This window comes from Burkholderia sp. 10_S31, assembly GCF_056930375.1.
Genome location: NZ_JBXOWK010000002.1, coordinates 371104 through 393208, shown reverse-complemented (window position 1 = coordinate 393208; position 22105 = coordinate 371104). Strand labels below are relative to the sequence as shown.

At 69.8% G+C, this 22105-nt stretch carries 23 protein-coding genes and 1 pseudogene; 7 read left to right on the top strand and 17 right to left on the bottom strand.

Features of this window, described 5'->3' with window-relative positions; all coding sequences use genetic code 11:
• Positions 1-6 precede the first annotated feature (6 nt).
• The 3 genes from treZ to treY are packed head-to-tail and all read left to right on the top strand — an operon-like array spanning position 7 to position 6961.
• Entirely contained in the window at positions 7-1878 is a 1872-nt protein-coding gene (treZ, locus tag AC1Z3W_RS16385) for a malto-oligosyltrehalose trehalohydrolase (RefSeq protein ID WP_483507998.1), read from the top strand.
• On the top strand, positions 1875-4190 hold the full coding sequence (gene malQ / locus AC1Z3W_RS16380) for a 4-alpha-glucanotransferase (RefSeq protein ID WP_483507997.1): 2316 nt from the start codon (positions 1875-1877) through the stop codon (positions 4188-4190). The genes treZ and malQ overlap by 4 nt, the downstream gene beginning before the upstream one ends.
• On the top strand, positions 4187-6961 hold the full coding sequence (gene treY, locus AC1Z3W_RS16375; RefSeq protein WP_483507996.1) for a malto-oligosyltrehalose synthase: 2775 nt from the start codon (positions 4187-4189) through the stop codon (positions 6959-6961). The genes malQ and treY overlap by 4 nt, the downstream gene beginning before the upstream one ends.
• Positions 6962-7106: 145 nt before the next feature.
• Here the strand turns inward: treY and arsN2 are convergent, their stop codons facing one another.
• From arsN2 to AC1Z3W_RS16350, 5 genes are all read right to left on the bottom strand, one after another.
• Positions 7107-7565: an arsenic resistance N-acetyltransferase ArsN2 gene (gene arsN2, locus AC1Z3W_RS16370; protein ID WP_483507995.1), complete on the bottom strand. Its 459-nt coding sequence runs from the start codon at positions 7563-7565 to the stop codon at positions 7107-7109.
• A gap of 9 nt (positions 7566-7574) precedes the next feature.
• On the bottom strand, positions 7575-8297 hold the full coding sequence (gene arsH, locus AC1Z3W_RS16365) for an arsenical resistance protein ArsH (protein ID WP_175825222.1): 723 nt from the start codon (positions 8295-8297) through the stop codon (positions 7575-7577).
• 21 nt (positions 8298-8318) lie between these two features.
• Positions 8319-9389, bottom strand: coding sequence for an ACR3 family arsenite efflux transporter (arsB, locus tag AC1Z3W_RS16360; protein ID WP_483507994.1), 1071 nt, complete (start codon positions 9387-9389; stop codon positions 8319-8321).
• A gap of 74 nt (positions 9390-9463) precedes the next feature.
• A complete protein-coding gene (locus tag AC1Z3W_RS16355) occupies positions 9464-9958 on the bottom strand; it encodes an arsenate reductase ArsC (RefSeq protein ID WP_483507993.1) in 495 nt (164 codons plus the stop codon).
• Positions 9959-9980: 22 nt separating this feature from the next.
• Positions 9981-10316, bottom strand: a complete 336-nt coding sequence (locus AC1Z3W_RS16350; protein ID WP_483507992.1) for an ArsR/SmtB family transcription factor — start codon at positions 10314-10316, stop codon at positions 9981-9983.
• Between the two features lie 20 nt (positions 10317-10336).
• Between AC1Z3W_RS16350 and AC1Z3W_RS16345 the strand changes: the two genes are divergently transcribed.
• Positions 10337-10624 (top strand): hypothetical protein, encoded by a 288-nt coding sequence (locus AC1Z3W_RS16345; RefSeq protein ID WP_483507991.1) that lies wholly within the window; start codon positions 10337-10339, stop codon positions 10622-10624.
• 10 nt (positions 10625-10634) lie between these two features.
• On the opposite strand, the gene AC1Z3W_RS16340 is transcribed toward AC1Z3W_RS16345, so the two are convergent.
• The gene (locus tag AC1Z3W_RS16340) at positions 10635-10880 is read right to left on the bottom strand and encodes a hypothetical protein (protein ID WP_483507989.1); all 246 of its coding nucleotides are present in this window, start codon (positions 10878-10880) and stop codon (positions 10635-10637) included.
• A gap of 119 nt (positions 10881-10999) precedes the next feature.
• Between AC1Z3W_RS16340 and AC1Z3W_RS16335 the strand changes: the two genes are divergently transcribed.
• Positions 11000-12250 carry a phosphatidylserine decarboxylase family protein gene (locus AC1Z3W_RS16335; protein WP_175825224.1) on the top strand — a complete coding sequence of 417 codons (1251 nt, stop codon included), beginning with the start codon at positions 11000-11002 and terminating at the stop codon, positions 12248-12250.
• Positions 12251-12276: 26 nt separating this feature from the next.
• Here AC1Z3W_RS16335 and AC1Z3W_RS16330 read toward each other — a convergent pair whose 3' ends face one another.
• From AC1Z3W_RS16330 to AC1Z3W_RS16310, 5 genes are all read right to left on the bottom strand, one after another.
• Positions 12277-12501 carry a hypothetical protein gene (locus AC1Z3W_RS16330; RefSeq protein ID WP_124833418.1) on the bottom strand — a complete coding sequence of 75 codons (225 nt, stop codon included), beginning with the start codon at positions 12499-12501 and terminating at the stop codon, positions 12277-12279.
• A gap of 256 nt (positions 12502-12757) precedes the next feature.
• The gene (locus AC1Z3W_RS16325) at positions 12758-13099 is read right to left on the bottom strand and encodes a DUF1488 family protein (RefSeq protein WP_124833417.1); all 342 of its coding nucleotides are present in this window, start codon (positions 13097-13099) and stop codon (positions 12758-12760) included.
• Positions 13100-13102: 3 nt separating this feature from the next.
• Positions 13103-13651: a type 1 glutamine amidotransferase domain-containing protein gene (locus tag AC1Z3W_RS16320; protein ID WP_124833416.1), complete on the bottom strand. Its 549-nt coding sequence runs from the start codon at positions 13649-13651 to the stop codon at positions 13103-13105.
• Positions 13652-13938: 287 nt separating this feature from the next.
• Positions 13939-14301, bottom strand: a complete 363-nt coding sequence (locus AC1Z3W_RS16315) for a DUF3022 domain-containing protein (protein WP_057927056.1) — start codon at positions 14299-14301, stop codon at positions 13939-13941.
• A gap of 90 nt (positions 14302-14391) precedes the next feature.
• Positions 14392-14844: a hypothetical protein gene (locus AC1Z3W_RS16310; RefSeq protein ID WP_124833415.1), complete on the bottom strand. Its 453-nt coding sequence runs from the start codon at positions 14842-14844 to the stop codon at positions 14392-14394.
• Positions 14845-14988: 144 nt separating this feature from the next.
• Between AC1Z3W_RS16310 and AC1Z3W_RS16305 the strand changes: the two genes are divergently transcribed.
• Together AC1Z3W_RS16305 and AC1Z3W_RS16300 are read left to right on the top strand one after the other, a co-directional pair.
• On the top strand, positions 14989-15339 hold the full coding sequence (locus AC1Z3W_RS16305; RefSeq protein ID WP_057927058.1) for a DUF3175 domain-containing protein: 351 nt from the start codon (positions 14989-14991) through the stop codon (positions 15337-15339).
• 42 nt (positions 15340-15381) lie between these two features.
• Entirely contained in the window at positions 15382-16701 is a 1320-nt protein-coding gene (locus AC1Z3W_RS16300) for a cation:proton antiporter (protein WP_057927059.1), read from the top strand.
• Positions 16702-16706: 5 nt separating this feature from the next.
• Here AC1Z3W_RS16300 and ligD read toward each other — a convergent pair whose 3' ends face one another.
• From ligD to AC1Z3W_RS16270, 6 genes and pseudogenes are all read right to left on the bottom strand, one after another.
• Positions 16707-19643, bottom strand: coding sequence for a DNA ligase D (gene ligD / locus AC1Z3W_RS16295; RefSeq protein ID WP_483507987.1), 2937 nt, complete (start codon positions 19641-19643; stop codon positions 16707-16709).
• Positions 19644-19667: 24 nt separating this feature from the next.
• On the bottom strand, positions 19668-20702 hold the full coding sequence (gene ku / locus AC1Z3W_RS16290) for a non-homologous end joining protein Ku (protein ID WP_124833413.1): 1035 nt from the start codon (positions 20700-20702) through the stop codon (positions 19668-19670).
• Positions 20703-20884: 182 nt separating this feature from the next.
• Positions 20885-21136, bottom strand: a pseudogene (locus AC1Z3W_RS16285) (catalase); the annotation flags it as partial.
• A 149-nt stretch (positions 21137-21285) separates the two neighbouring features.
• Positions 21286-21672, bottom strand: a complete 387-nt coding sequence (locus AC1Z3W_RS16280) for a DUF3022 domain-containing protein (protein WP_057927063.1) — start codon at positions 21670-21672, stop codon at positions 21286-21288.
• The gene (locus AC1Z3W_RS16275; protein ID WP_006498332.1) at positions 21669-21830 is read right to left on the bottom strand and encodes a DUF1328 family protein; all 162 of its coding nucleotides are present in this window, start codon (positions 21828-21830) and stop codon (positions 21669-21671) included. Before AC1Z3W_RS16275 ends, AC1Z3W_RS16280 begins: the two co-directional genes overlap by 4 nt.
• Before the next feature lie 53 nt (positions 21831-21883).
• A complete protein-coding gene (locus AC1Z3W_RS16270; protein WP_057927064.1) occupies positions 21884-22072 on the bottom strand; it encodes a DUF3008 family protein in 189 nt (62 codons plus the stop codon).
• Positions 22073-22105 lie beyond the last annotated feature (33 nt).

Genomic DNA, 22105 nt, shown 5'->3' with positions numbered 1-22105 from the left:
GCCGCCATGACGTCACATACCGCCCATCCGCCCGGCACGCACGCATTCGCGTCGTCGTTCGGCGCGGCCTGCCTCGACGCCGAGCACACGCGCTTCCGGCTGTGGGCGCCCGCGAGCCGCGCGGCCGCGGTGGAAGTGCACGGCGAACGGCGCGTCGAGATGCAGGCCGCCGGCGACGGCTGGTTCGAGGTCGTCGCGCCGTGCGGCGCCGGCACGCTGTACCGCTTCCTGCTCGACGACGGCCTCGCGGTGCCCGATCCCGCATCGCGCTTCCAGCCGGATGACGTGCACGGCCCGAGCCAGGTCGTCGATCCGGCCGCGTACCGCTGGCGCCACGACGCGTGGCGCGGCCGGCCGTGGCACGAGACGGTGCTGTACGAGCTGCACGTCGGCGCATGCGGCGGCTATGCGAACGTCGAACGGCGCCTGGCCGACCTCGCCGCGCTCGGCGTGACCGCGCTCGAGCTGATGCCCGTCAATGCGTTCCCGGGCGCGCGCAACTGGGGCTACGACGGCGTGCTGCCGTTCGCGCCCGATGCATCGTACGGGCGGCCCGAGGAACTGAAGGCGCTCGTCGACGCCGCGCACGGGCTCGGGCTGCAGATGTTTCTCGACGTCGTGTACAACCACTTCGGCCCCGACGGCAACCTGCTGCCGCGCTATGCGCCCGCATTTTTCCGCACGGACCGGCCGACCGCATGGGGCCCGGCAATCGACTTCTCGCGTGCGCAGACGAGCGCGTTCTTCATCGAGAACGCGCTGTACTGGCTCGACGAATTCCGCTTCGACGGCCTGCGCATCGATGCCGCGCATGCGATCGACGACGATGTATGGCTGCGGGAGCTGTCGCGCCGCGTGCGCGCGCATGCGGGCGGTGCGCGCCACGTGCATCTGGTGCTCGAGAACGAACGCAATGCGGCGAGCCTGCTCGGGCCCGACGGTTTCGACGCGCAGTGGAACGACGACTTCCACAACAGCGCGCACGTGCTGCTGACCGGCGAGCGCGAAGGCTACTACCGCGCCTATGCCGATGCGCCGCTGCGTCATCTCGCGCGCACGCTCGGCGAAGGGTTCGCATACCAGGGCGAGCCGTCGCCGCTGCACGACGGCGCACCGCGCGGCGAGCCAAGCGCGCACCTGCCGCCGACCGCGTTCGTCACGTTCCTGCAGAACCACGACCAGATCGGCAATCGCGCGTTCGGCGAACGGCTGCGCGCGCTCGCGAACGACAACGCGGTGCGCGCGGCGACCGCGTTGATGCTGCTCGCACCGCAGATTCCGCTGTTGTTCATGGGCGAGGAAGACGGCAGCACGCAGCCGTTCCAGTTCTTCACCGACTATCGCGGCGAACTCGCCGATGCGGTGCGCGAAGGCCGGCGCCGCGAGTTCGCCGCGTTTTCCGCGTTCGCCGATCCCGCGCATCGCAGTGCGATTCCCGATCCGAACGACGTCGGCACCTTCGTGCGCTCGTCGCCCGGCCACGCGGACGCCACCGCCTGGCCCGACGCCGACGCGTGGCGGCGCTTCTACCGCAGCGCGCTGACGGTGCGCGCGGCGCTCGTGACGCCGCATCTGGCCGGCGCCCGCGCGCTCGGTGTCGAGCTGTTGTCCGGCAACGGCGGCGGAGACGCGCAAGCGCTCGTCGCGCGCTGGCAGCTCGGCGACGGCAGCACGCTGACGATCGCGTTCAATCCCGGCTCGCACGCTGCGGTGCTGCCTGCGCTGCCGGTCGGCAAGATCGTGTTCGAGACGCCGCCGCGCGCGCGCGACCGGCTCGCCGACCAGCGGCTGCCCGCACACACCTGCATCGCGTGGCGCGACGGCGCGGTCAACCACGATGCGCTGAGTCACCGCGCGAACGGGCACACGCGACCATGACGACCGACGTATCGATCGCCGAACTCGCGCGTGCGGCCGGGCTGGAGCCGGACTGGATCGATGCGGGCGGTGTCGCGCGACGGGTGGACGACGATGCGCTCGTTGCGCTCGTCGATGCGCTCGGCTGGCCGTGCGGCACGCCGAGCGAGCGGGCCGACAGCGCAGCCGCGCTCACCGACGCGCGCGACGCGACGCCGCGTGTCGTGACCGGGGACGCCGGCATGCCGCTGACGCTGCCGCGCAGTATCGCGCCGCCCGGCGCGCGCTTCCGGATCGCGCTCGAATCGGGCGGGCACGTCGACGGGCGTGTGGCCGGCGCAGGCGAACACGGCACGCTGCCGCCGCTCGCGCTGCCCGGCTATCACACGCTCGACATCGGCGAGCAGCGCATCGGGCTCGCGATCGCGCCGCCGCGTGCGCGGCCGTTCGATGCGCGCCGCGGCATGCCGGAAGCGCGGCGCCGGTGGGGCATCGCGGCCCAGCTCTACAGCCTGCGCCGCGCGGGCGACGACGGCGCGGGCGACTACACCGCGCTCGCCGGCCTCGCCGCGCGCGCGGCGCGGCATGGCGCGCATGCGGTCGCGATCAGCCCGACGCATGCGGGCTATCCCGCGCTGCCCGAGCACGACAGCCCGTATTCACCGTCGTCGCGGCGCTGGCACAACGTCGCGTATCTCGACTGCGATGCGGTGCCGGGGGCCGATATCGTGCGGCGGATGAACGGCGCGGCAGCAGGTGACGTACACGCAGCGGATACGCCGCTGATCGACTGGCCGCACGTGCTGCCGCTGAAACTGCGACGCCTGCGCGCGTGCTTCGACGCGTGGCGTGCGAACGGCGAGCCGTCGCGCGACGCGTTCGAGCGATTTCGCGCGGCGGGCGGCGCGGCGCTCGACGCGCATGCGCGCTTCGATGCGCTGCAGGCGTTCTGCATCGAACACGGGATCGGCGCGGACTGGCGGCAATGGCCCGCGCAATGGCAAATGCCGGCTTTGGCCGAGGCCGACGCGTTCGCCCATGCGCATGCCGAGACGATCGCGTTCCACACGTTCCTGCAATGGTGCGCGTCGGACGCGCTCGGCAACGCGCAGCAGGCGGCGCGCGACGCCGGGATGACGATCGGGCTGATCGCCGACCTCGCGGTCGGCTCCGATCGCGCGGGCAGCGACGCGTGGGCGCACGGCACGACGCTGCTGCGCGGCGTGTCGGTCGGCGCGCCGCCCGACCTGTTCAACGCGGACGGCCAGGCGTGGGGCGTGACGACGTGGACACCCGCCGCGCTGCGCGCGAACGGCTTCGCGCCGTTCGTCGACCTGTTGCGCGCGGCCTTCGCCCATGCGGGCGGGGTCCGCATCGATCACGTGCTCGGCTTCGCGCGGTTATGGATCGTGCCGGAAGGCCGGTCGCCGCGCGAAGGCGCGTACCTGCGCTATCCGGTCGACGATCTCGTGCGGCTCGTCACGCTGGAGGCGGCACGGCATCGCGCGGTCGCGATCGGCGAGGATCTCGGCACGGTGCCGGCGGGGTTTCGCGAACGGCTCGGCGCGCAGGGCATCGCGGGGATGCGCGTGCTGTGGTTCGAGCGGGAAGCGGACCGCGCATTTCGGCCGCCGTCGGCGTGGGATCGCGACACGATCGCGATGACGTCGACGCATGACCTGCCGACGGTGGCGGGCTGGTGGCAGGGTGTCGATCTCGCGTGGCGGCGGGTCGTGGCGGGTGCGGTTACCGATGCCGATGCCGATGCCGATGCCGCCAAACATGCACGTGCGGCTGATGAAAGCAACCACACGCGACGAACCGCGAGTGCGCGCAACGCCGATGACGACATCGGTCGCACTGCAGCCGCACACGGCTCGGGCCGCGACGAACGGAACAGTCCGGGTCTGCGTAATGACGATACCCCCGCTGCGGACGACGGCCGCAACGTGCCTTCCACACACGACGCGTCACCCATCGCCCCCGACCTCACAACCGCCGAGGCCGAACGCGCCGCCGACCGCGCGGCGCTGTGGCACGCGTTGCAGCACGCACGCTGCGCGCCGGCCGGCGCGCCGATCCCGTCCGCCGACGCACCGCCCGTCAGCGCGATCCTTGCATACGTCGCGCGCAGCCCGTCGCCGCTCGCGATCGTGCCGCTCGAGGATCTGCTCGCACTGGACGAGCAACCGAATCTCCCCGGCCCGCCATGCGGCCATCCGAACTGGCTGCGCCGGCTGCCGCGCGCGGTCGACGCGCTGTTCGACGCCGACGCGCGCAAGCGCATCGCGGCGATCGAGCACGCGCGCCGGGCTCGGGAGGACGAAGCATGACGCCGCGCGCGACCCTGCGGCTGCAACTGCACGCGGGCTTCACGTTCGACGACGCGGCCGCGCACGCCGACTATTTCGCCAGGCTCGGCGTGAGCCACCTGTACCTGTCGCCGATCACGACGGCCGAGCCCGGCTCGCTGCACGGCTACGACACCGTCGACCATCGCGCGATCGGCGTGGAGCTCGGCGGCGAAGCCGGCTTCCGGCGCCTCGTCGACGCGCTGCGCGCGCACGGCCTCGGCGTGATCGTCGATATCGTGCCGAACCACATGGGCGTCGGCGGCACGTCGAACGGCTGGTGGAACGACGTGCTCGAATGGGGGCCGGCAAGCCCGTATGCACGTTACTTCGACATCGACTGGCATCCGCCCGATGCGGCGCTCGACGGCAAGGTGCTGCTGCCCTGCCTCGGCGCGCCGTACGGTGACGCGCTCGCGGCCGGCGACATCACGCTCGGCGCCGATTCGTCGGCCGGCCGCTTCTTCATCGCATGCCCGGGCAGAACCCTGCCGGTCGCGCCGGCAACCTATGCGGAGATCCTGCGCATCGCGAACCGCGCGGACCTGAACGCGCTCGCCGAACGCTTCACCGCCGCGGCGACACGCGGCAGCACGCGTCTCGCGGCCGCGCATACGGCGCTGCGCGACTACGCCGCCGCCCAGGGCCCGCACGCGTTCGACGCGATATTGCGCGGCGCCGATCCGCGCCGCGCACGCTCGCGCGCATGCCTGCACCATGTGCTCGAACGCCAGCACTACCGGCTCGCGTGGTGGCGCACGGCCGCCGACGAACTGAACTGGCGGCGCTTCTTCGATATCGCGACGCTCGCGGCCGTCCGCGTCGACGATGAAGCGGTGTTCGACGCGGTGCACGCGCTGCCGTTGGCGCTTCATGCGGCCGGCTATATCGACGGCCTGCGCGTCGATCACGTCGACGGCCTCGCCGATCCGCGCGCGTACTGCCGGCGCCTGCATGCGCGGCTCGCCGCGCAGCGCGACGAGCAGCCGTACGTCGTCGTCGAGAAGATCCTCGCGCCGGGCGAGACGCTGCGCGACGACTGGCGCGTCGCCGGCACGACCGGCTACGACTTCATGAACGACGTCGCCGCGCTGCTGCACGACCCGGCCGGCGCCGCGCCGCTCGCCGCGCACTGGGCAGCCGTGTCGGGATCGGCGCGGTCGTTCGCGCAGGAAGCGGTGGCCGGCAAGCGGCGCGTGCTGATGCGACAACTCGCCGGCGAGCACGAACGCGTCGCACGGGCGTTGCACCGCATCGCGCGCGCGGCCCCCGCGACGCGCGACATCAGCCGGATCGCGCTCCAGCGCGTGCTGGGCGAGCTCGCCGTGCACCTGCCCGTGTACCGGATGTACCCGACAGCCGGCGACGAGCCGACCTGCGCCGATCGCCGCGTGCTGGCGCACGCGTACGACGCGGCGTGCGCCGCGATCGATCCGTCCGACCGCTACGCGCTCGACCGCGTCGCCGGCTGGCTCGGGCTGCCGGGCACGCGCGTGCCGCGCGCGGATGCCGCGGCGCTGCACGCGGCGCGCGTCGCGTTCGCACAGCTCACCGCGCCGCTCGCCGCGAAGGGCGTCGAGGACACGGCCAACTACCGCTACGGCCGGCTGCTGTCGCGCAACGAGGTCGGCGCCGATGCGGGCGATTTCAGCCTGTCGCGCGGCGCGTTCCATGCACGCAACCGGCGTCGCGCGCGCACCGTCCCGCATACGCTCGTCGCGACCGCCACGCACGATCACAAGCGAGGCGAGGATGCGCGCGCGCGGCTCGCGGTGCTGAGCGAAGTGCCCGACGCATGGCACGCGGTGTCGCTCGACTGGTCCGCGCTGAACCAGCCGCACCGCGGCGGCGCGCATCGCGATCTCGCGTGGGCGCCGGGGCCGGCCGCGGAAGCGATGCTGTACCAGACGCTCGTCGGCTGCTGGCCGCCGCGGCTCGCACCCGACGATGCGGCCGGGCTCGCGGCGCTTGCGGAACGCGTGGTGCGCTGGCAGACGAAGGCGCTGCGCGAAGCGAAACAGCACACCGACTGGCTCGCCCCCGACGCGGACTATGAGCACGCTTGCGAGCAGTTCGTCCGCGCGATCCTGACGCCGCACGGCACGGGCGATTTCGTGCACCGGCTGCATGCGTTCGTCACGCGGATCGCGCCGGCCGGCGTCGTCAACAGTCTCACGCAGGCGGCGCTGCGGATGGCGTCGCCGGGCGTGCCCGACCTGTACCAAGGTACCGAGTCATGGGATCACTCGCTCGTCGATCCGGACAATCGGCGCGACGTGCCGTTTGCCGCGCTCGCGGCCGAACGGGTCGACGGGCAGGTCGCCGCGTATCTGCAGGATTGGCCCGATGCGCGCGTGAAGCGGGCGCTCGTCGAGCGGATGCTCGCGCTGCGCACGCGCTGGCCTGCGACGTTCGCGGATGGCGCCTATGTGCCGCTGCGCGTGCGCGGCAGGCTCGGACGGCACGCGGTGGCATTCGCACGGTGCGACGAAACGGCAACGATCGTGGTGATCGTGACGCGGCTCGCGTGCAGATTGCTTGGCGAAGTGCCGGGGCTGCCGCGCATCGAGCCTCGGGAATGGGGCGATACGGCCGTGGTGCTGCCGCGCGGCGCCAGCGAGCAGTGGATCGACTGGCTGAACGACGGACGCGAAGCCGGAGCGCCGGACGGCACGATGCGGCTCGATCGCTGCCTGGCGGCGTTGCCGGTCGCGGTGCTCGTGGCAACCGATACGAACGGCCCGCAGCGGTAATCGATTTTGTGCAAATCGGCCCGAAAATAATCGTTTTTGCACGACCAAAATCGTTTTTCGCACAAAACAGGTTTCGCCAATCGATTTTGTGCAAGGACGAGCGGCGCCCGACACCAGCCGCCTCGCTGCGCTCCAGCCAGTCCGTTCAACACGCCAGCAACATCGCCGTGGCCGCATCCGGACATACCCCCTGAAACTGACTGGACGCCAGCAGCGGCCGCGGAACATCCTTGCGGGCCACAGGCACGAAACCCAAACCGGCGAAATAGTCTTCCGCGGTCGTCGTCAGCAACCCGATCGACTGGACCTCGCGCGCGCGGCACGCCGCGATCAGCCGCGCCACGATCGCGCGACCGTGACCGTTCCGTTGCGCATCCGATGCGACGGCGATCGACCGGATCAGCGCGAAGTCCCCGTAATATTCGATACCGCCGCATCCGGTCACGGCAGGCGGATCGGCGAGCACGACGAAGTTTTCGAGGTGCGCCGCGACACCGGCGACAGGCAGGTTCGACGCGCGAAGCAATGCCTCGATCGCGGCCAGGTCGGACAACGCTGCAGAACGAAGTTGCATGACATCGACTCCCGATTGGATCGGCGGCATCGGTGCAGGTCAGATCCCGCGCTGATTCACCCGCTTCGACAATGCCTCCGCGCTTTCCTTGCGCTCGCTGTACCGATCGACCAGATACGGGCCGATGTCGCGCGTGAGCAGCGTGAACTTGACCAGCTCCTCCATCACGTCGACAACGCGATCGTAATAGGCCGACGGCTTCATCCGCCCCACTTCGTCGAATTCCATGAAGGCCTTGGCCACCGACGACTGGTTCGGGATCGTCAGCATGCGCATCCAGCGCCCCAGCACGCGCATCTGGTTCACCGCGTTGAACGACTGCGAGCCGCCGCTGACCTGCATCACGGCCAGCGTCTTGCCCTGCGTCGGCCGCACGGCGCCGACCGACAGCGGAATCCAGTCGATCTGCGACTTCATGATCCCCGTCATCGCGCCGTGCCGCTCCGGCGAGCACCACACCATCCCTTCCGACCACATCACGAGCTCGCGCAGCTCGACGACCTTCGGGTGGCTCTCCGGCGCATCGTCGGGCAGCGGCAAGCCGCTCGGATTGAACACGCGCACCTCGGCCCCCATCGCCGTGAGCAGGCGCTCGGCTTCCTCGACCAGCAGCCGGCTGAACGAACGTTCGCGCAGCGAGCCGTACAGCAGCAGGAAACGCGGCGGATGCGTGGACGGCGACGCCGGCCGCAAGCGGCTCGCATCCGGCACGCGGAAGAGTTCGGGGTCGAGTTGCGGCAGATCGGTCAGTCGGTCGGTCATGGCGGGATTTACGTGGTTGGCTCAGGCGCGCTCGTACCAGCCCTTCGACCGGTTCACGATGCGCACCACCAGCAGCATGACCGGCACTTCGATCAGCACGCCGACGACGGTCGCCAGCGCCGCACCGGAGTGAAAACCGAACAGGCTGATCGCGGCCGCGACGGCGAGCTCGAAGAAATTGGATGCGCCGATCAGCGCGGACGGGCACGCGACGTTGTGCTTCTCGCCCACCGCGCGGTTGAGCCAGTATGCGAGCGCCGCATTGAAGAACACCTGGATCAGGATCGGCACCGCGAGCAATGCGATCACCAGCGGCTGCTTCAGGATCGCTTCGCCCTGGAACGCGAACAGCAGCACGAGCGTGGCGAGCAGCGCGGCAATCGACCACGGGCCGATCTTCGCCATCGCGGCATCGAACGCGGCCTGTCCGTTGCGCAGCAGCCGCTTGCGCCAGATCTGCGCGAGGATCACCGGAATCACGATGTAGAGCAGCACCGACGTGAGCAGCGTCGCCCACGGCACGCTAATCGCGGACATCCCGAGCAGCAGCCCGACCAGCGGCGCGAACGCGATCACCATGATGCTGTCGTTCAGCGCGACCTGCGACAGCGTGAACAGCGGATCGCCGCCCGTGAGCCGGCTCCACACGAACACCATCGCCGTGCACGGTGCGGCGGCCAGCAGGATCAGGCCGGCGATATAGCTGTCGAGCTGGTCCGCCGGCAACATCGGCGCGAACAGCTGCCGGATGAACAGCCAGCCGAGCAAGGCCATCGAGAACGGCTTGACGAGCCAGTTCACGACGAGCGTGACGCCGATGCCCTTCACATGCTGGCGCACTTCATGCAGCGCGCCGAAATCGACCTTCACGAGCATCGGCACGATCATCACCCAGATCAGCAGCCCGACCGGCAGGTTGACCTGCGCGTACTCGATGCGGCCGATCCGCTGGAACAGGCCGGGCAGCAGCTGGCCGAGCGCGATGCCGGCGACGATGCACAGCGCGACCCAGACCGTCAGGTAGCGTTCGAAGAAGTTGATCGCGGGCTTGACGACGGCGTGGCGAGGCGGAATGACGTTGGACGTGTTCATCGGACAGGAGGAGTCGGGCTGGAGCTGGAGAAGGCACGCGGCACGCCGGCTTACATATGCCGCGATGCGACCGCTCAGTTTCGCGAAATGGCGGTCAATCCCGCCTGGAGTTCGGCGTGGCTCATGCGCTCGAGCGGCAGCGCGAGCAGCTGCAGCATCCGGTAGCCGAGCGCCTCGCGCGTCAGTTCGAACGCGAGCTGCTTGCCCGCATCGCCGCCCGGCGCGTTCGACGGATCGGCGTAGCCCCAATGGGCTTTCACCGGACTGCCGGGCCAGTACGGGCACGTCTCCGCGGCTGCGCTGTCGCATACCGTGATGACGATGCGCATTTCCGGCGCGTGGTCGCCGACGAATTCGTCCCAGCTCTTGCTGCGGTATCCGGCGACGTCGACGCCGGCACGCGTGAGCGCCTCCAGCGCGAACGGATTGAGCCGGCCGCTCGGTGCGCTGCCGGCGCTGTAGGCGCGCACGTCGCGGCCGAGCTTCGCGGCCCAGTGGTTGAGCATCCCCTCCGCGAGCACGCTGCGCGCGGAGTTGTGGGTACAGAGGATCAGGACGTTGGTGGTCATCGGCGGGTGCGTGAATGCGTGCTTACGCGGGGTCGGAGCAGGAGGTCGAACAGACGGAGGCCGGCGAGCACGGATTGCCGCCGCAGCAGTTCTCGGTGAGGTAGTCGATGAGCCCGTTCATCGTCGCGAAGTTCGCGCAATAGAACACGAAGCGGCCTTCCTGGCGGCTCGTGACGAGCTGCGCATGGGCCAGTTCCTTCAGATGAAACGACAGCGACGACGGCGGCACGTCGAGCAGCGTCGCGATTTGCCCGGCCGGCAAGCCCGACGGGCCGGCCTGAACGAGCGCACGGAAGACGGCGAGGCGCGACTCGTGCGCGAGGGCCGACAGGGCGGCGATGGTCTGGTTCGTTTCCATTTTTCGATAATACTCGAAATATGGAAACGTTGGAAGCTGGCGCGCAGGGTCGGTGGGCGGTCAAGGAAATCGTGGAAATGCCGGACCAGCAGGCTGACAGCGTGCTCTGCTCGAAAGGGCAGAACCAAAGGCAACTCGGCAACGTTCTCGCCGCGGAATTGCCTGTCCTGCAACAAGCCGGCGTCCGGCCCGCCATCGTGGTCGCAGTGTCTTCGGCCTTTCGCGATGAATCGACCGATCTTCCAGTCGTCGATCGCTATCGGCCGGAGCGGCCGGAGCGGCCAGCGGGACAACAGAAAGCGCAGTAAGCGCGCGACGTCACGACCACTCTTCCGGCGGCATCGCGCCGCCGTCGTCCTCCCAATGCGGCTCGGCCGCCCCTTCCCCGCGGCCCGTCGTGATCTTCCCCCCGCCGCGTTCGTTGTGCCGCCCACCGTCACGCGACGTCGCGGCACGTACCCGCGCCCGCGTGCGTGTCGGCGCCACGGTCCGCTGCTCGCCGCCACGGCGCTCGCCGGTCGAAGCCGCATCCTTGGTCTGTCGCGCATTCGAAGCTGCGTTCATGGATCCTCTCCTGTGTGATTGATCGAAGCCGGTCGCCCGAACGCCGCAATTTCGGTGCCGCGCGCCGGGCAAGCGTCTTGCTTCCCGCGTTCGTACCGCAACCGTTGCCGGAGGCGACCATGCCGACAGACCACAGCGCACCGCCCGCGATGCGCCATCGCCTCGGCGAATGGATGGCCCGCGAGGAATCGCATATGGCCGCGTACCGCGAAAAAATTGCGAACCAGGCGCGCGCGCATGCCGGCGAACGGCTGCGCACGCCGGCCGTGCAGGCGCTCGCGCGGCTGTTCGACGACGACGCGGTGCTGCGCATGAGCCTCACCCGCGCAATCGACGAGGCGCTCGAATCGGGCCGCACGCTCGGCTACGCATCGATCGGCGAGTTGATGACGGTGATCGATCACCTGATGACCTATACGCCGCCGTTCAGCGAAACGAGCCTGATCGTGTGCCCGTTGAACGCGTTCCTCGACTGGCCGATGTGCATGCCGTCGGGCCACGCGGTGTTTCGCGACGCGGCGGTCAACGCGCACCTGAAGGACGTGCTGAACGTGTGGTGCGACTTCCTCGGCGGCCCGCATTCGTGCACGCATCTCGACACGTCGGCGCCCGACGGCTGGTTCTGCGACGAAGCGTGCAAGCGCCTCGGGCTGTCGCAGTTCCAGTATCGCGAGAACCAACCGCACTGGGGCTTCGACTCGTGGAACGACTTCTTCACGCGCCGCTTTCGCGCGGGCGCGCGGCCGATCGCGGCGCCGGACGATTCGCACGTGATCGTCAGCGCATGCGAGGCCGCGCCGTATCACGCCGAATCGAACGTGAAGCTGCGCGACACGTTCTGGATCAAGGGCCAGCCGTACTCGCTGCGCGACATCTTCACGCCCACGCGGCTGCCGCTCGCCGAACGCTTCGTCGGCGGCGACCTGTACCAAGCGTATCTCAGCGCATACAACTATCACCGCTGGCACGCGCCGGTGCGCGGCACCGTCACGCACGCCTACCGGGTCGACGGCACCTACTATTCGGTCGCGGAAGCGGAAGGCCCGGACCCGGCCGGGCTCAACGATTCGCAGGGCTACATGACGGCCGTGGCCGCGCGCGCGGTGGTCGCGATCGAGAGCGACGATCCGGGAATCGGCACGGTGGCAGCCGTGTTCGTCGGGATGGGTGACGTGTCGTCGTGCGTGATCGAGGTCGTGCCGGGCCAGCGCGTCGACAAAGGGGACGAGATCGGCTATTTCCAGTACGGCGGCTCGACCTTCTGCCTGCTGTTCGAGCCCGACGTGATCGACTGCTTCCTGCAGGCGCCGCCGTTCGACGGCGATACGCCGGTCGTGCAGGTCAACGCGTCGGTCGCGATCGCGCGCTGAGCGACGCCAAGCGACGCCGGGCGACCTCACGCGTCGGCGCTGCTGAATCCACGCCCGACCTGCCGCTGCATGCACTGCACGATCGACAGCCCGTTCGGCGTCAGGGCGAGCCGGCGCGCGCCCGATTCGTCTGAATGTATCTCGATCAGGTGTTGCTCCATCAGCGAGACGATGTCTTCGCGGTCGGCCTGGATCTGTTCCGGCGCGCGGAGTACCAGGAACAGCGCGGCAAATTCATGGGCGGTCAGCATGTTGTCTCCCTATTGGCTCTTGGCGCGATGCGGTGGCCGCATCGCGATGGCGCGGGCGCGAATCGTGCGCCGCAATCGGGAATACATGCAGGGAGCGTGCCAGTATGTGGGAAAACGAAACTCCAGGAGCAGCCGGCGCGCGGCGCGATCTGTCACTCCAGGCCGCTCGGGAGCCGCTGCAAAGTTTTCAACGGCATGTAATGGCGCGCCAACAGGAGCATGACGCGGAACCCGTGCTCGAGCCACTTTGCGCGGCTCACGACTTCCGCGAGCGGGCCAGCCCGGCCCGCGCGGTATTGCCCGCCGCGTTGTCGCGCGCACGGAAATAGCCACTGTGCAGTTCCACACCGCCCTTGCCATCGGCGAGCACGTCCTTGCACGCTGCCTCGATGCGCGCGCGGCCGCGCTCGAACGCGTCGCGCAAGTCGTCTTCCAGCGCGGAGCGCGCACCGAAATGATCCTCGAGTGCTTCCACCGTGATCGCGCACGTCAGCGGCTTTCCGTCGACGTCGACGACGAAGCGCATCTGCAGCGTCGCGCCGTCGAACTCGGGCGGCGCATCGGTCAGCGTCACGTGGTGAACGGAATCGGCCGGCATCGCTCACGCTCCGTGCGACGCGAGGCACTGCACCAGCGCGCCGTTGAATGCGGGCAGGTCGTCGGGCATGCGGCTCGTGATCAGGTTGCCGTCGCGCACGACCTCCTGGTCGACCCACTTGCCACCCGCGTTGCGAATGTCGTCCCGCAGGCTCGGCCAGCTCGTCATCGTGCGGCCGTCCACCAGCCCGGAAGACACGAGCAGCCAGCCGCCGTGACAGATCGCCGCGATGGGCTTGCCCGCGCCGACGGCCGCGGTCACGAATTCGCGCGCGGCCGGCAGCATCCGGATCGTGTCGCCGTTGACGACGCCGCCCGGCAGCACGACCGCGTCGTAGTCGCCTTCGCGCGCATCGTCGAACGTGCGGTCGACCTTCACGCGCTCGCCCTTGTCGACGTGCCTGAGCCCCTGGATCTCGCCGCGCTTCTGCGAAATCACGTCGACCTGCGCGCCTTCGGCCATCAGCGCGCGCTGCGGTTCGACCAGTTCGGCTTCCTCGAAACCGTCGAGCGCGAGTATCGCTACCTTGCATTGGTCCAGCTTGCCGGTCATGGAACGCTCCCTGTCGTGTTGCGGCACCCGTCGTGCCGTGTCCGTGGCGCAGCAAGCGGCGTGCCGCGCCCCTGCGGATTCGGGCAGTACGACCCCGTTTCGGTGGGGCGCGACCCGCAATCGGCGATCGACGGTGCGCGGGCGTGCCGCCTCGCGGCGTGCGCCGGCCGCGTCACATCGCGCCGCGCGGCATCTGCAAAGATTTCAACGGAATGTGTAACGCGTCCGCATTCAGCGGGATCGCCAGCGGCCTTCGTACGAGGTGCGCCCGGGCCGCCCCGCCGCGCTCACTGCAGGTGACGCGCCGCGTCGAGCATCGCGTCGGTCAATTCGACCGTCAGCGTCAAGTCGTCGGTCACGTCCGGCAGCGCGTCGAGCGTGGCCTGCACGCTCTCGTGCAGCATCGCGTGCACGCGCATGCGCGCGCCTTCGTCGAGGTCCGCGTAGCGCTCCATCGTGTCGCAGTCGAGCGCGAGCACGACCGAGTGCCGCGCGGTATCGGGCGGCGCATCGGGCGGGAGCGCCCACGCCGCCTGAAACATGATCCTGCCGGTCTCGACGTCGAGATGAACGGTCGTGTCGAGTTCGTCGGTATCGACATCGCTGTCCAGGTCGCTCGGGTCGAACGAGGTCCGGTCATTCGATTGCATGATGTCCTCCTGCGTGGTGGCGGCATGCCGGCCCCCGGCCCGCGTCCGCCATCGCGCCGCGCCGGCCGGGCCGGCGCGGCGCCGTGATCGTCAGTAACCGCTGGAGCCCGCGCTGCCGGTGCCGCCCGTGCCGGTGCCGCCCTGGCCCGCGCCCATGCCGCCCGTGCCGGCGCTGCCCATCCCGGTCGCGCCCGCCCCCGCGCTACCGCCGCCGTTGGCGCCGCCCGTGCTGCCGCTGCTGCCGGTACCGGCACCGCTCGGGCCGCCCGGCTTGGCGGGCACGTGCGGGCGGCCGTGCGAACGTGTGCCGCGCGGCTCCTGCATGCGAGTTGCCGGCGGCGGCGTGGCCGTATTGCCATTCGACATGGCGCCGCCGGTGTCCTGTGCCGACGTATCGGGCGGCGACAGGATCGGCGCGCCGGTGCCCTCGCCCGGGCGCTGCGAATTCTGTGCCCACGCGGCCGGTGCGGCGGCGACTAGCGCGACGGCCGCGCACGCGACGATGCGGCACGCGGCAGATTTCGATTCGGATGCTGCGTTCATGAAATGTTCTCCCTCGATGGAACCGCTGTCGTGGAAATGCCTGCGCATACGATTCAGCAAGGCCCGTGCCGTCAACGATGCGCGGCACGCGGCTTGCGACGCCCACGACCAGTCATCCATCCCGATTCCGTACGGAGTCCTGCCATGCCTTCAGCTTCCCATCCGCACGGCAAACGCGCGACCCGCCGCGCGGGCCGTGCGCGCAGCAACGACCCGCATCACCGCAAGCGCTGGTCCGCCGGCGTCATGCAGAAAAGCGATGCGCTCGACCTCGAGCCCGAAATCTTCAAGTCCGACGATCCGGGCAAGATCGCGGCGTCTCTCAAGCGTTCGGCCGAACACAGCCGCCGCCGCAAGGCGTCGCCGTTTCAGTCGGCGATGTCGATGCTGAACTTCTACGTGAACCGCGCGGGCCGCAATCTGCCGAAAACACGCCGCGCGACGCTCGAACGCGCGAAGCGCAAACTGCGCGAGGCGTTCGGCCGCAAGCCGTGACGCCACGCGCCTGCTCCCTATCGACCTGCTCCGCTCGCCCGCATGCATGAAACGCAGTGGTATCTGATCGTCGGCGCGGTGCTGATGGGTATGGGCATCGCGACGTCGGCGCTGCGTCGTCTGCCGTGCAGCGCCGCGATGATCTATCTCGCGCTCGGCGTCGCGCTCGGCCCGTCCGGCGCCGGGCTCCTGCAGCTCGACATCGAGCGCGACGCGCAACTGCTGCGCGAGATCGTCGAGGTCGCGCTGCTGGTGTCGCTGTTCGCGATCGGGCTGCGGCTGCGCGTGCCGCTGTCCGACACACTGTGGCTCGTGCCGTGCCGGCTCGGCCTGCTCGCAATGATCGCCACGGTGCCGCTGCTCGCCGGCTGCGCGGTGCTGACGCTCGGGCTCGGCTGGGGCCCCGCGCTGCTGCTCGCGGCAATCCTCGCGCCGACCGACCCGGTGCTCGCGCACGACGTGCAGGTGCACGATCCGGGCGATCGCGACCTGGTGCGCTTCGCGCTGTCCGGCGAAGGCGGGATGAACGACGGGATCGCGCTGCCGTTCGCACTCGCCGGCCTCGCGCTGTGCGGCGCGCCCGACACGCCGCACGCGCGGCCCGCGCTGTCGGGCTCGTTCGCGCTCGCCGCGCTGTGGGGCATCGCGGGCGCGGCCGTGATCGGCGGCGTGCTCGGCGCGGCCACCACCAAGGCGATCGGCTGGCTGCGCACCCGCTATGCGCAGGCGCTCGGCTTCGAAAGCTTCTTCGCGCTCGCGCTGATTGTGCTGTCGTTCGGCGCCGCGCAACTCGCGCATGCGTTCGGCTTCATCGCGACGTTCGCCGCGGGCGTCGCGATGCGCCGCGTCGAGCATCGCGCGAGCGGCGACCGCCGGCCGCGCGAAGTGATCGGCCGGATCGATTCGGAAGACGTGGTCGCCACCGAGAAACATCCGGAAAAAGTCCACGCGTTCATGGCCGAATCGGTGCTCGATTTCACGATCGAGCTCGAACGGATCGCGGAAGCGCTCGTGATGACGATGATCGGCAGCGTGCTCGGCACGCTGTCGGCGCCGCTCGTCACGTGGGGCGCGGTTGGGCTGGCCGTCGCACTGTTCGTCGCCGTGCGGCCGCTCGCGGTGCTGCTGACGCTCACCGGCTCGCGCGCGACGCATGCACAGCGGCGGCTGATGGCCTGGTTCGGGATACGCGGGATCGGCTCGTTCTACTACCTGCTGTTCGCGCTTGAACATGGGCCGTCCAGCGCGGTGCGGCCGCTCGCGGCACCGGTGCTCGCCGTCGTGTCGGCATCCGTGATCGCGCACGGCATATCCGCGACGCCGCTGATGGACTGGTATTACCGGCTGCAGCACCGGCGCTGACTGCGTCACGACGTACCGAGCCGCGCGCGCATCTGCGCGGTGATCCGCTGGCGCGTATCGTCATAGCCTTCCCAGGGATCGCGCTTGAGCCGGTCGAGGCGTGCGTGCAGCGTGTCGATCGTCCATTGCGCGCCGCCCGTCGTGTCGGGCACCTCGTCCCAGCGCAGCGGCACCGACACGCCCATCCCGGGCCGCGCGCGCGCCGAATACGCGGCGATCGTGCTCGCGCCGCGGCCGTTGCGCAGGTAGTCGATGAAGATCTTGCCGCGCCGGTGCTTCGGACCCATCGTCGCGGTGAAGCGATCGGGCAGCGCGCCCGCGACGTGCTGCGCGACCGCGCGCGAAAAATCCTTAACGTCGTCCCATCCCATGTGCCGCGTGATCGGCACGACGACGTGCAGCCCCTTGCCGCCGCTCGTCTTGCAGAACGACGCGAGACCCAATTCATCGAGCAGCCCGCGCACGAGCTGCGCGGCCTCGATCATCGCGCGCCACGGCAGCGCCGGATCGGGATCGAGGTCGAACACGATGCGATCCGGCCGCTCGATGTTCGACGCGTGCGCGTTCCATGTATGCAGTTCGATCGTGCCCATCTGCGCGGCGCCGAGCAGCGCGTCGACGCTGTCGAGCGACAGCAGCGAGCCATGGCCCGGATCGAGCCCCTCGTGCTGCGTGACGAACGGGATCTCGCGGCGCTCCGCGTGCTTCTGGAAGAACAGCTCGCCCGCGATGTCGCCGGGCGCGCGCACGAGCGACACAGGCCGGCCCTTCAGGTCCGGCAGCAGCCACGGCGCCACCCATTTCCAGTAATGCGCGAGATCGATCTTGCGCGTGCCGCTATGCGGATCGAGCACGCGATCGGGATGCGTCATGCGCACGCGGCCGAGCTGGTCGGAGCGGGTATCGTCGGCCGCAGCGCGGAGGGATGCGCGTGAACGCGCAGGGTGCTTGCGGTCGCCCGAATCGCGATCGGCGTGCGACGCGTGCTTGCGTTCGTTGTCATGCGCGATTTGACGCGGGTCCATCGCCACCTCCGTTTCCGTATGCTTCGATACTTCGCGTACGATCTGCACCGCCGGCTTGTCCTCGCGCAACGCGATGAACGCGGCCTGGCGCACGATACCGTCGCCGGTCCATTCCGCGAATTCGCATTCGGCGACGAGCGTCGGCTCGATCCAGTGCACGCGCGTGCGCGTGCGTTCGCGCGGCGGTGGATCGAACGGCGTCGTGTCGCGCTTGTGCTTGCGCAGGATCGCCGCGAGCCGGTCGAGCATTCGCGCGTCGAAGCCGGTGCCAACGCGGCCGACATAGCGCAGCGGCATCGGCCCGCGCCGCCGCCTGCCGTCCGGCGCCGGTTCGTGCACGCCGAGCAGCAGCGCGCCGAAGCCGTGCCGGCTGCCGGACGGCTCGGTATAGCCGCCGATCACGAACTCCTGCCGGCGCCGGCACTTGAGCTTGATCCAGGCGGGCGAGCGGCCGGCCCGATAGCGCGCGTCCGCACGCTTGCCGATCAGCCCTTCGAGGCCGGTATCGCACGCGCTCGCGATCAGCGATGCCACGTCGTCGCCGAGATCGGGCGAAAAGCGCAGCCGCGCGGGATCGCTGTCGGCGAGCAGCGGTTCGAGCAACGCGCGGCGCGCGGTGAGCGGCGCGTCGCGCAGGTCGTAACCGTCGAGACAGGGCAAGTCGAACACGAACAATGTGACCGCGTCCGAATGCCCCGCGCCGAGCGCATTCTGCAGCGCCTGGAAATCGGGAAGACCGTTCCCGCCGAGCACGACGGCCTCGCCGTCGAGCCAGGCGTCGTCGACGTCGAGCGCCGCGAGCGCGTCGCGTTGCGCGCGCAGTTTCGCCGTCCAGTCGCGGCCTTCGCGCGTCATCAGCTTCACGTGCCGGCGCGTGCCCTTCCCCGAAATGCACGCGAGGATTCGGTAGCCGTCGAACTTCAGTTCGTAGCGCCAGTCGCCCTGCGTCGGCGGACCGTCGACCAGCGTCGCGAGCTGCGGTGCGACGCGTTCGGGCAGCGGTGCGCGCAGAGCGCCTTCGATAACGGAAGGATCGGCGGGCAAGCGGGCGTGGTCGTCGTGGCGTGCGGCGCGGTTGCCGCGTTTGTCGCGTTCGCCGGTCTTGTCGCCCCGGCCACGCTGCGAACGGCGCGCACGCGTCGAACCGCCGCTGGAGTCCGCCCGCGCCGCCGCCGCCGACGCCTGCGCCGACGCCGCACCATCATGCACGCTCCCCGGCCGCTCGCCGACGACGTCGAATCCATCCGCGCCGCGCGCGTCGTCGTCGCGCTCCTTGATCAGCAGCCACTGCTCCTGCCGCCCCTGCTGGCGCCCGCTGCGCACGAGCGCCCAGCCGCCGTGCAGCTTTTCGCCATCGAGCCGGAACGTCAGCTTGCCCGCGCGGTAGCCGTCGCGCGCCTGCGCGAGGCCGCCGTCGGGCGTCCACGTGCCTTCGTCCCACACGATGACCGACCCCGCACCGTAATGCCCGGCCGGAATCTCGCCTTCGAACGATGCATATTCGAGCGGATGATCCTCGACATGCACGGCGAGGCGTTTCACCGACGGATCGAAGCTCGGCCCCTTCGGCACGGCCCACGACTTCAGCGTGCCGTCGAGTTCGAGCCGGAAGTCATAATGTAGGCGCCGCGCATGATGCTCCTGGATCACGAAGCGCAGCGGATGACGGGAGCGCGAAGCCGGCCGCGCATCGGGCTTTGCGTCGGGCTTTGCGTCGGGCTTTGCGTCGGGCTTTGCGTCGGGCTTTGCGTCGGGCTTTGCGCTGGCCTTTGCGCTGGCCTTCGCGTTGGCCTTCGCGTTGGCCTTCGCGTTGGCCTTCGCGCTGGCCTTCGCACGCCGGCGTCCATGCGTGCCTTCGGGCTCCGGCGTCGCACCGAAGTGGCGTTTGCGGCGATACGGATCGAGCTTGCCGGCCATCGCGTCACCTCATGTCGGGCGGCATCATGCGGCGTGCTTGCGGCGCGCAGCGGTTTTCTTCTCCGCATGCGCTCCCGTCGCAGCGCGTTTCGCGGCCGGCCGTTTCGCCGCGGCCTTCGTGGTCGCGCCCTTCGACGCCGCCTTCGACGCCCCCTTCGCAGCCGGCTTGCGGCGCCCGCCGCCGCGCGACGGTGAAGACGAAGCGTCCGCGTCCACATCGCTCTCGTCGTCCGCATCGCGCAGGTCCGCCGCATGCGCGCCGCCGCCCCCCTTCAGGCTGCGCTTCAGCAGCTCGGTCAGGTCGACCACGTTGGCCGCCGCGCGCCCCGTCTGCGGCGGACGCTCCTCGATTTCCTCGATCTTGCCCGCACGCACCTTGCGCTCGACCAGCTCGAGGATGTCGTCGCGAAACGTGTCGTGATACTCGTCGGGCGCCCATTTGCCCGACATGTCGTCGATCAGCTTCTTCGCCATCCCGAGTTCGCGCGCGGTGACGCCCGCGCGCTTCGCATCGTCGGCGGGCACCGACAGCTCGTCGAGCGGCCGCAACTCTTCCTGCCAGCGCAGCGTGTCGAGCGCAAGCAGCGGCCCGACCGGAATCAGCGCGCCGAGATGCTGGCGGTCGCGCATCACGACGAGCGCGATGCCGATCTTGCCGCTGTCCTTCAGCGCGTCGCGCAGCAGCGCATAGACCTTCTCGCCCTTGCGGTCCGGCACGAGGTAGTACGGCGTGTCGAGATACAGGAACGACACCGCGTCCTCGTCGACGAAGGTCAGGATGTCGACGGTCTGCGTCGACTCGGGATTCGCCGCGCGGATTTCCTCGTCGGTCAGCACGACGTAGCGCTCCTTCTCGTACTCGTAGCCGCGCACGATGTCCTCGCGCGTGACCTCCTTGCCGGTGCGCTTGTTGATCTGCCGGTAGCCGACCGGATCCATCGAGCGCTTGTCGAGCAGCCGGAACGACGGCTTCACGGTACGCGTCGCCGGGAACAGCTGCACGGGCACGTGAACGAGCCCGAAGCTGATCGCGCCTTTCCATATCATCCGCGGTGCCATGCCTGTCCTCCTTTGCTGCGTGCGCGCCGCCCGGCCTGGCGGGCGCCCGTGCGGCATTACGCGGGTCGCTCCGCCGCCTGCCGTTCACGAGTCCGCACGCGACGTCGGCCTATGTCGTCCGGGCACGTGCGGAGCACCGCGTCGGGATCGGCCGCGTGCCCGACCCGTTCGGCAATCCGCTCAAGGATCCGTTCAGCAATCCGCTCGCGATCGAAGTGCGTGACCTTCTCGCGCACGATGAAGTCTTCGAGCAGCGACGGGCCGCGCGCACCGGCGCGCAGCGTGTTCTGGTTGCCGGCGATGCGCAAGCCCCGGTTGGTGCGCGGCGCCTCGCCGTCGGGCCGCACGCGATTCTCGTCGAGCTGGCGCGACTTCGGGCTGTCGGGCGGCTGCAGGCTGGGCGGCGGAGTGCCGGATGGAGGGGGATTCGTCATGCGCGCGTCCTCGTATCGGTTCGATAAAGGGCGACGGCGGGCGCGACCGAATTGCGGCGCACGCGGGGCCGTCGCGGGAAACGGACGAGCCGCGCAGTGCAACCCGCGACGGACCGGCCGCGATGTCGCTGCAGGCGGCGGCGGCTGCGTCAGGGCGCGCGCAACGCGCGATCGAGTTCGGCGCGCGTCACGTCGAGCGCGACGCTGCATTCGATCTCGGCGTCCTCGACGCGCGGCTTCTGTTCGTCCACCGCGCGCCGTGCGAGGTCGCACAGCAGGGTGCGCACGCGCAGCCGATCGGCCGCGCCGAGCGATGCATAGCGTGTGAGCACGTCCGGATCGAAGTGCAGGTCGACCACGCAGCGCCATTGACGCGCGCTTTCGTCGGCTGGCACACGCACCCACGACACCTGAATCGTCAGCCGACCCGATGCGTCGTCCGCATGCACGACGAGGGTCGACTGCGACGGAAATCCGTTCGCGAGCGCATTTTCGAGTTCCGCGATGCGCTGCGAACGGTCGGGCGTGACCGTCATCGTCGCACGACGCCCAGCAGCAGCGTGACCAGGAAGATCACGACGAAGATGTAGAACAGAATCTTCGCGATCTCGGCCGCGCCCGCCGCGATGCCGCCGAAGCCGAACACGGCGGCGATGATCGCGATGACGAAGAAGATGATGGCATATCGAAGCATGAATTCCTCCCGAGTCCTGGAGAACGGCGATTGTCGACGCGCGTCGACGCCGATCAAGCATCGTGCTTGTGCTTGGGTTTGCCGTGGGTCGGCGTCGAAGCCATTTTCTCGAGCGCCTTCTCGGTCATCGATTTGGCCATCGACTTCGAAGGCGGCTTCAGATCCTTCATTTTGGTTTCACCGCGTTTGGCCGACAGGGCGGCCCCCGCGGCGCGCTGCTGTGCCTGGGACTTGGCTGGCATGACGTTCCTCCTCTCGGTGGCGCGCGCGACGGC

Excerpts from the sequence above, each read along its gene's own strand:
- ku (WP_124833413.1), bottom strand. The coding sequence starts at position 20,702 with ATGGCACCGCGGATGATATGGAAAGGCGCGATCAGCTTCGGGCTCGTT.
- AC1Z3W_RS16325 (WP_124833417.1), bottom strand. The coding sequence starts at position 13,099 with ATGCCGGCCGATTCCGTTCACCACGTGACGCTGACCGATGCGCCGCCC.
- AC1Z3W_RS16350 (WP_483507992.1), bottom strand. The coding sequence starts at position 10,316 with ATGGAAACGAACCAGACCATCGCCGCCCTGTCGGCCCTCGCGCACGAG.
- arsB (WP_483507994.1), bottom strand. The coding sequence starts at position 9,389 with ATGAACACGTCCAACGTCATTCCGCCTCGCCACGCCGTCGTCAAGCCC.
- treY (WP_483507996.1), top strand. The coding sequence starts at position 4,187 with ATGACGCCGCGCGCGACCCTGCGGCTGCAACTGCACGCGGGCTTCACG.
- AC1Z3W_RS16270 (WP_057927064.1), bottom strand. The coding sequence starts at position 22,072 with ATGCCAGCCAAGTCCCAGGCACAGCAGCGCGCCGCGGGGGCCGCCCTG.
- arsN2 (WP_483507995.1), bottom strand. The coding sequence starts at position 7,565 with ATGCCGCCGATCCAATCGGGAGTCGATGTCATGCAACTTCGTTCTGCA.
- AC1Z3W_RS16340 (WP_483507989.1), bottom strand. The coding sequence starts at position 10,880 with ATGAACGCAGCTTCGAATGCGCGACAGACCAAGGATGCGGCTTCGACC.
- AC1Z3W_RS16300 (WP_057927059.1), top strand. The coding sequence starts at position 15,382 with ATGCATGAAACGCAGTGGTATCTGATCGTCGGCGCGGTGCTGATGGGT.
- AC1Z3W_RS16330 (WP_124833418.1), bottom strand. The coding sequence starts at position 12,501 with ATGCTGACCGCCCATGAATTTGCCGCGCTGTTCCTGGTACTCCGCGCG.
- AC1Z3W_RS16310 (WP_124833415.1), bottom strand. The coding sequence starts at position 14,844 with ATGAACGCAGCATCCGAATCGAAATCTGCCGCGTGCCGCATCGTCGCG.
- AC1Z3W_RS16305 (WP_057927058.1), top strand. The coding sequence starts at position 14,989 with ATGCCTTCAGCTTCCCATCCGCACGGCAAACGCGCGACCCGCCGCGCG.
- arsH (WP_175825222.1), bottom strand. The coding sequence starts at position 8,297 with ATGACCGACCGACTGACCGATCTGCCGCAACTCGACCCCGAACTCTTC.
- AC1Z3W_RS16280 (WP_057927063.1), bottom strand. The coding sequence starts at position 21,672 with ATGACGGTCACGCCCGACCGTTCGCAGCGCATCGCGGAACTCGAAAAT.
- treZ (WP_483507998.1), top strand. The coding sequence starts at position 7 with ATGACGTCACATACCGCCCATCCGCCCGGCACGCACGCATTCGCGTCG.
- malQ (WP_483507997.1), top strand. The coding sequence starts at position 1,875 with ATGACGACCGACGTATCGATCGCCGAACTCGCGCGTGCGGCCGGGCTG.
- AC1Z3W_RS16320 (WP_124833416.1), bottom strand. The coding sequence starts at position 13,651 with ATGACCGGCAAGCTGGACCAATGCAAGGTAGCGATACTCGCGCTCGAC.
- AC1Z3W_RS16335 (WP_175825224.1), top strand. The coding sequence starts at position 11,000 with ATGCCGACAGACCACAGCGCACCGCCCGCGATGCGCCATCGCCTCGGC.
- AC1Z3W_RS16355 (WP_483507993.1), bottom strand. The coding sequence starts at position 9,958 with ATGACCACCAACGTCCTGATCCTCTGTACCCACAACTCCGCGCGCAGC.
- AC1Z3W_RS16345 (WP_483507991.1), top strand. The coding sequence starts at position 10,337 with ATGGAAACGTTGGAAGCTGGCGCGCAGGGTCGGTGGGCGGTCAAGGAA.
- ligD (WP_483507987.1), bottom strand. The coding sequence starts at position 19,643 with ATGGCCGGCAAGCTCGATCCGTATCGCCGCAAACGCCACTTCGGTGCG.
- AC1Z3W_RS16315 (WP_057927056.1), bottom strand. The coding sequence starts at position 14,301 with ATGCAATCGAATGACCGGACCTCGTTCGACCCGAGCGACCTGGACAGC.
- AC1Z3W_RS16275 (WP_006498332.1), bottom strand. The coding sequence starts at position 21,830 with ATGCTTCGATATGCCATCATCTTCTTCGTCATCGCGATCATCGCCGCC.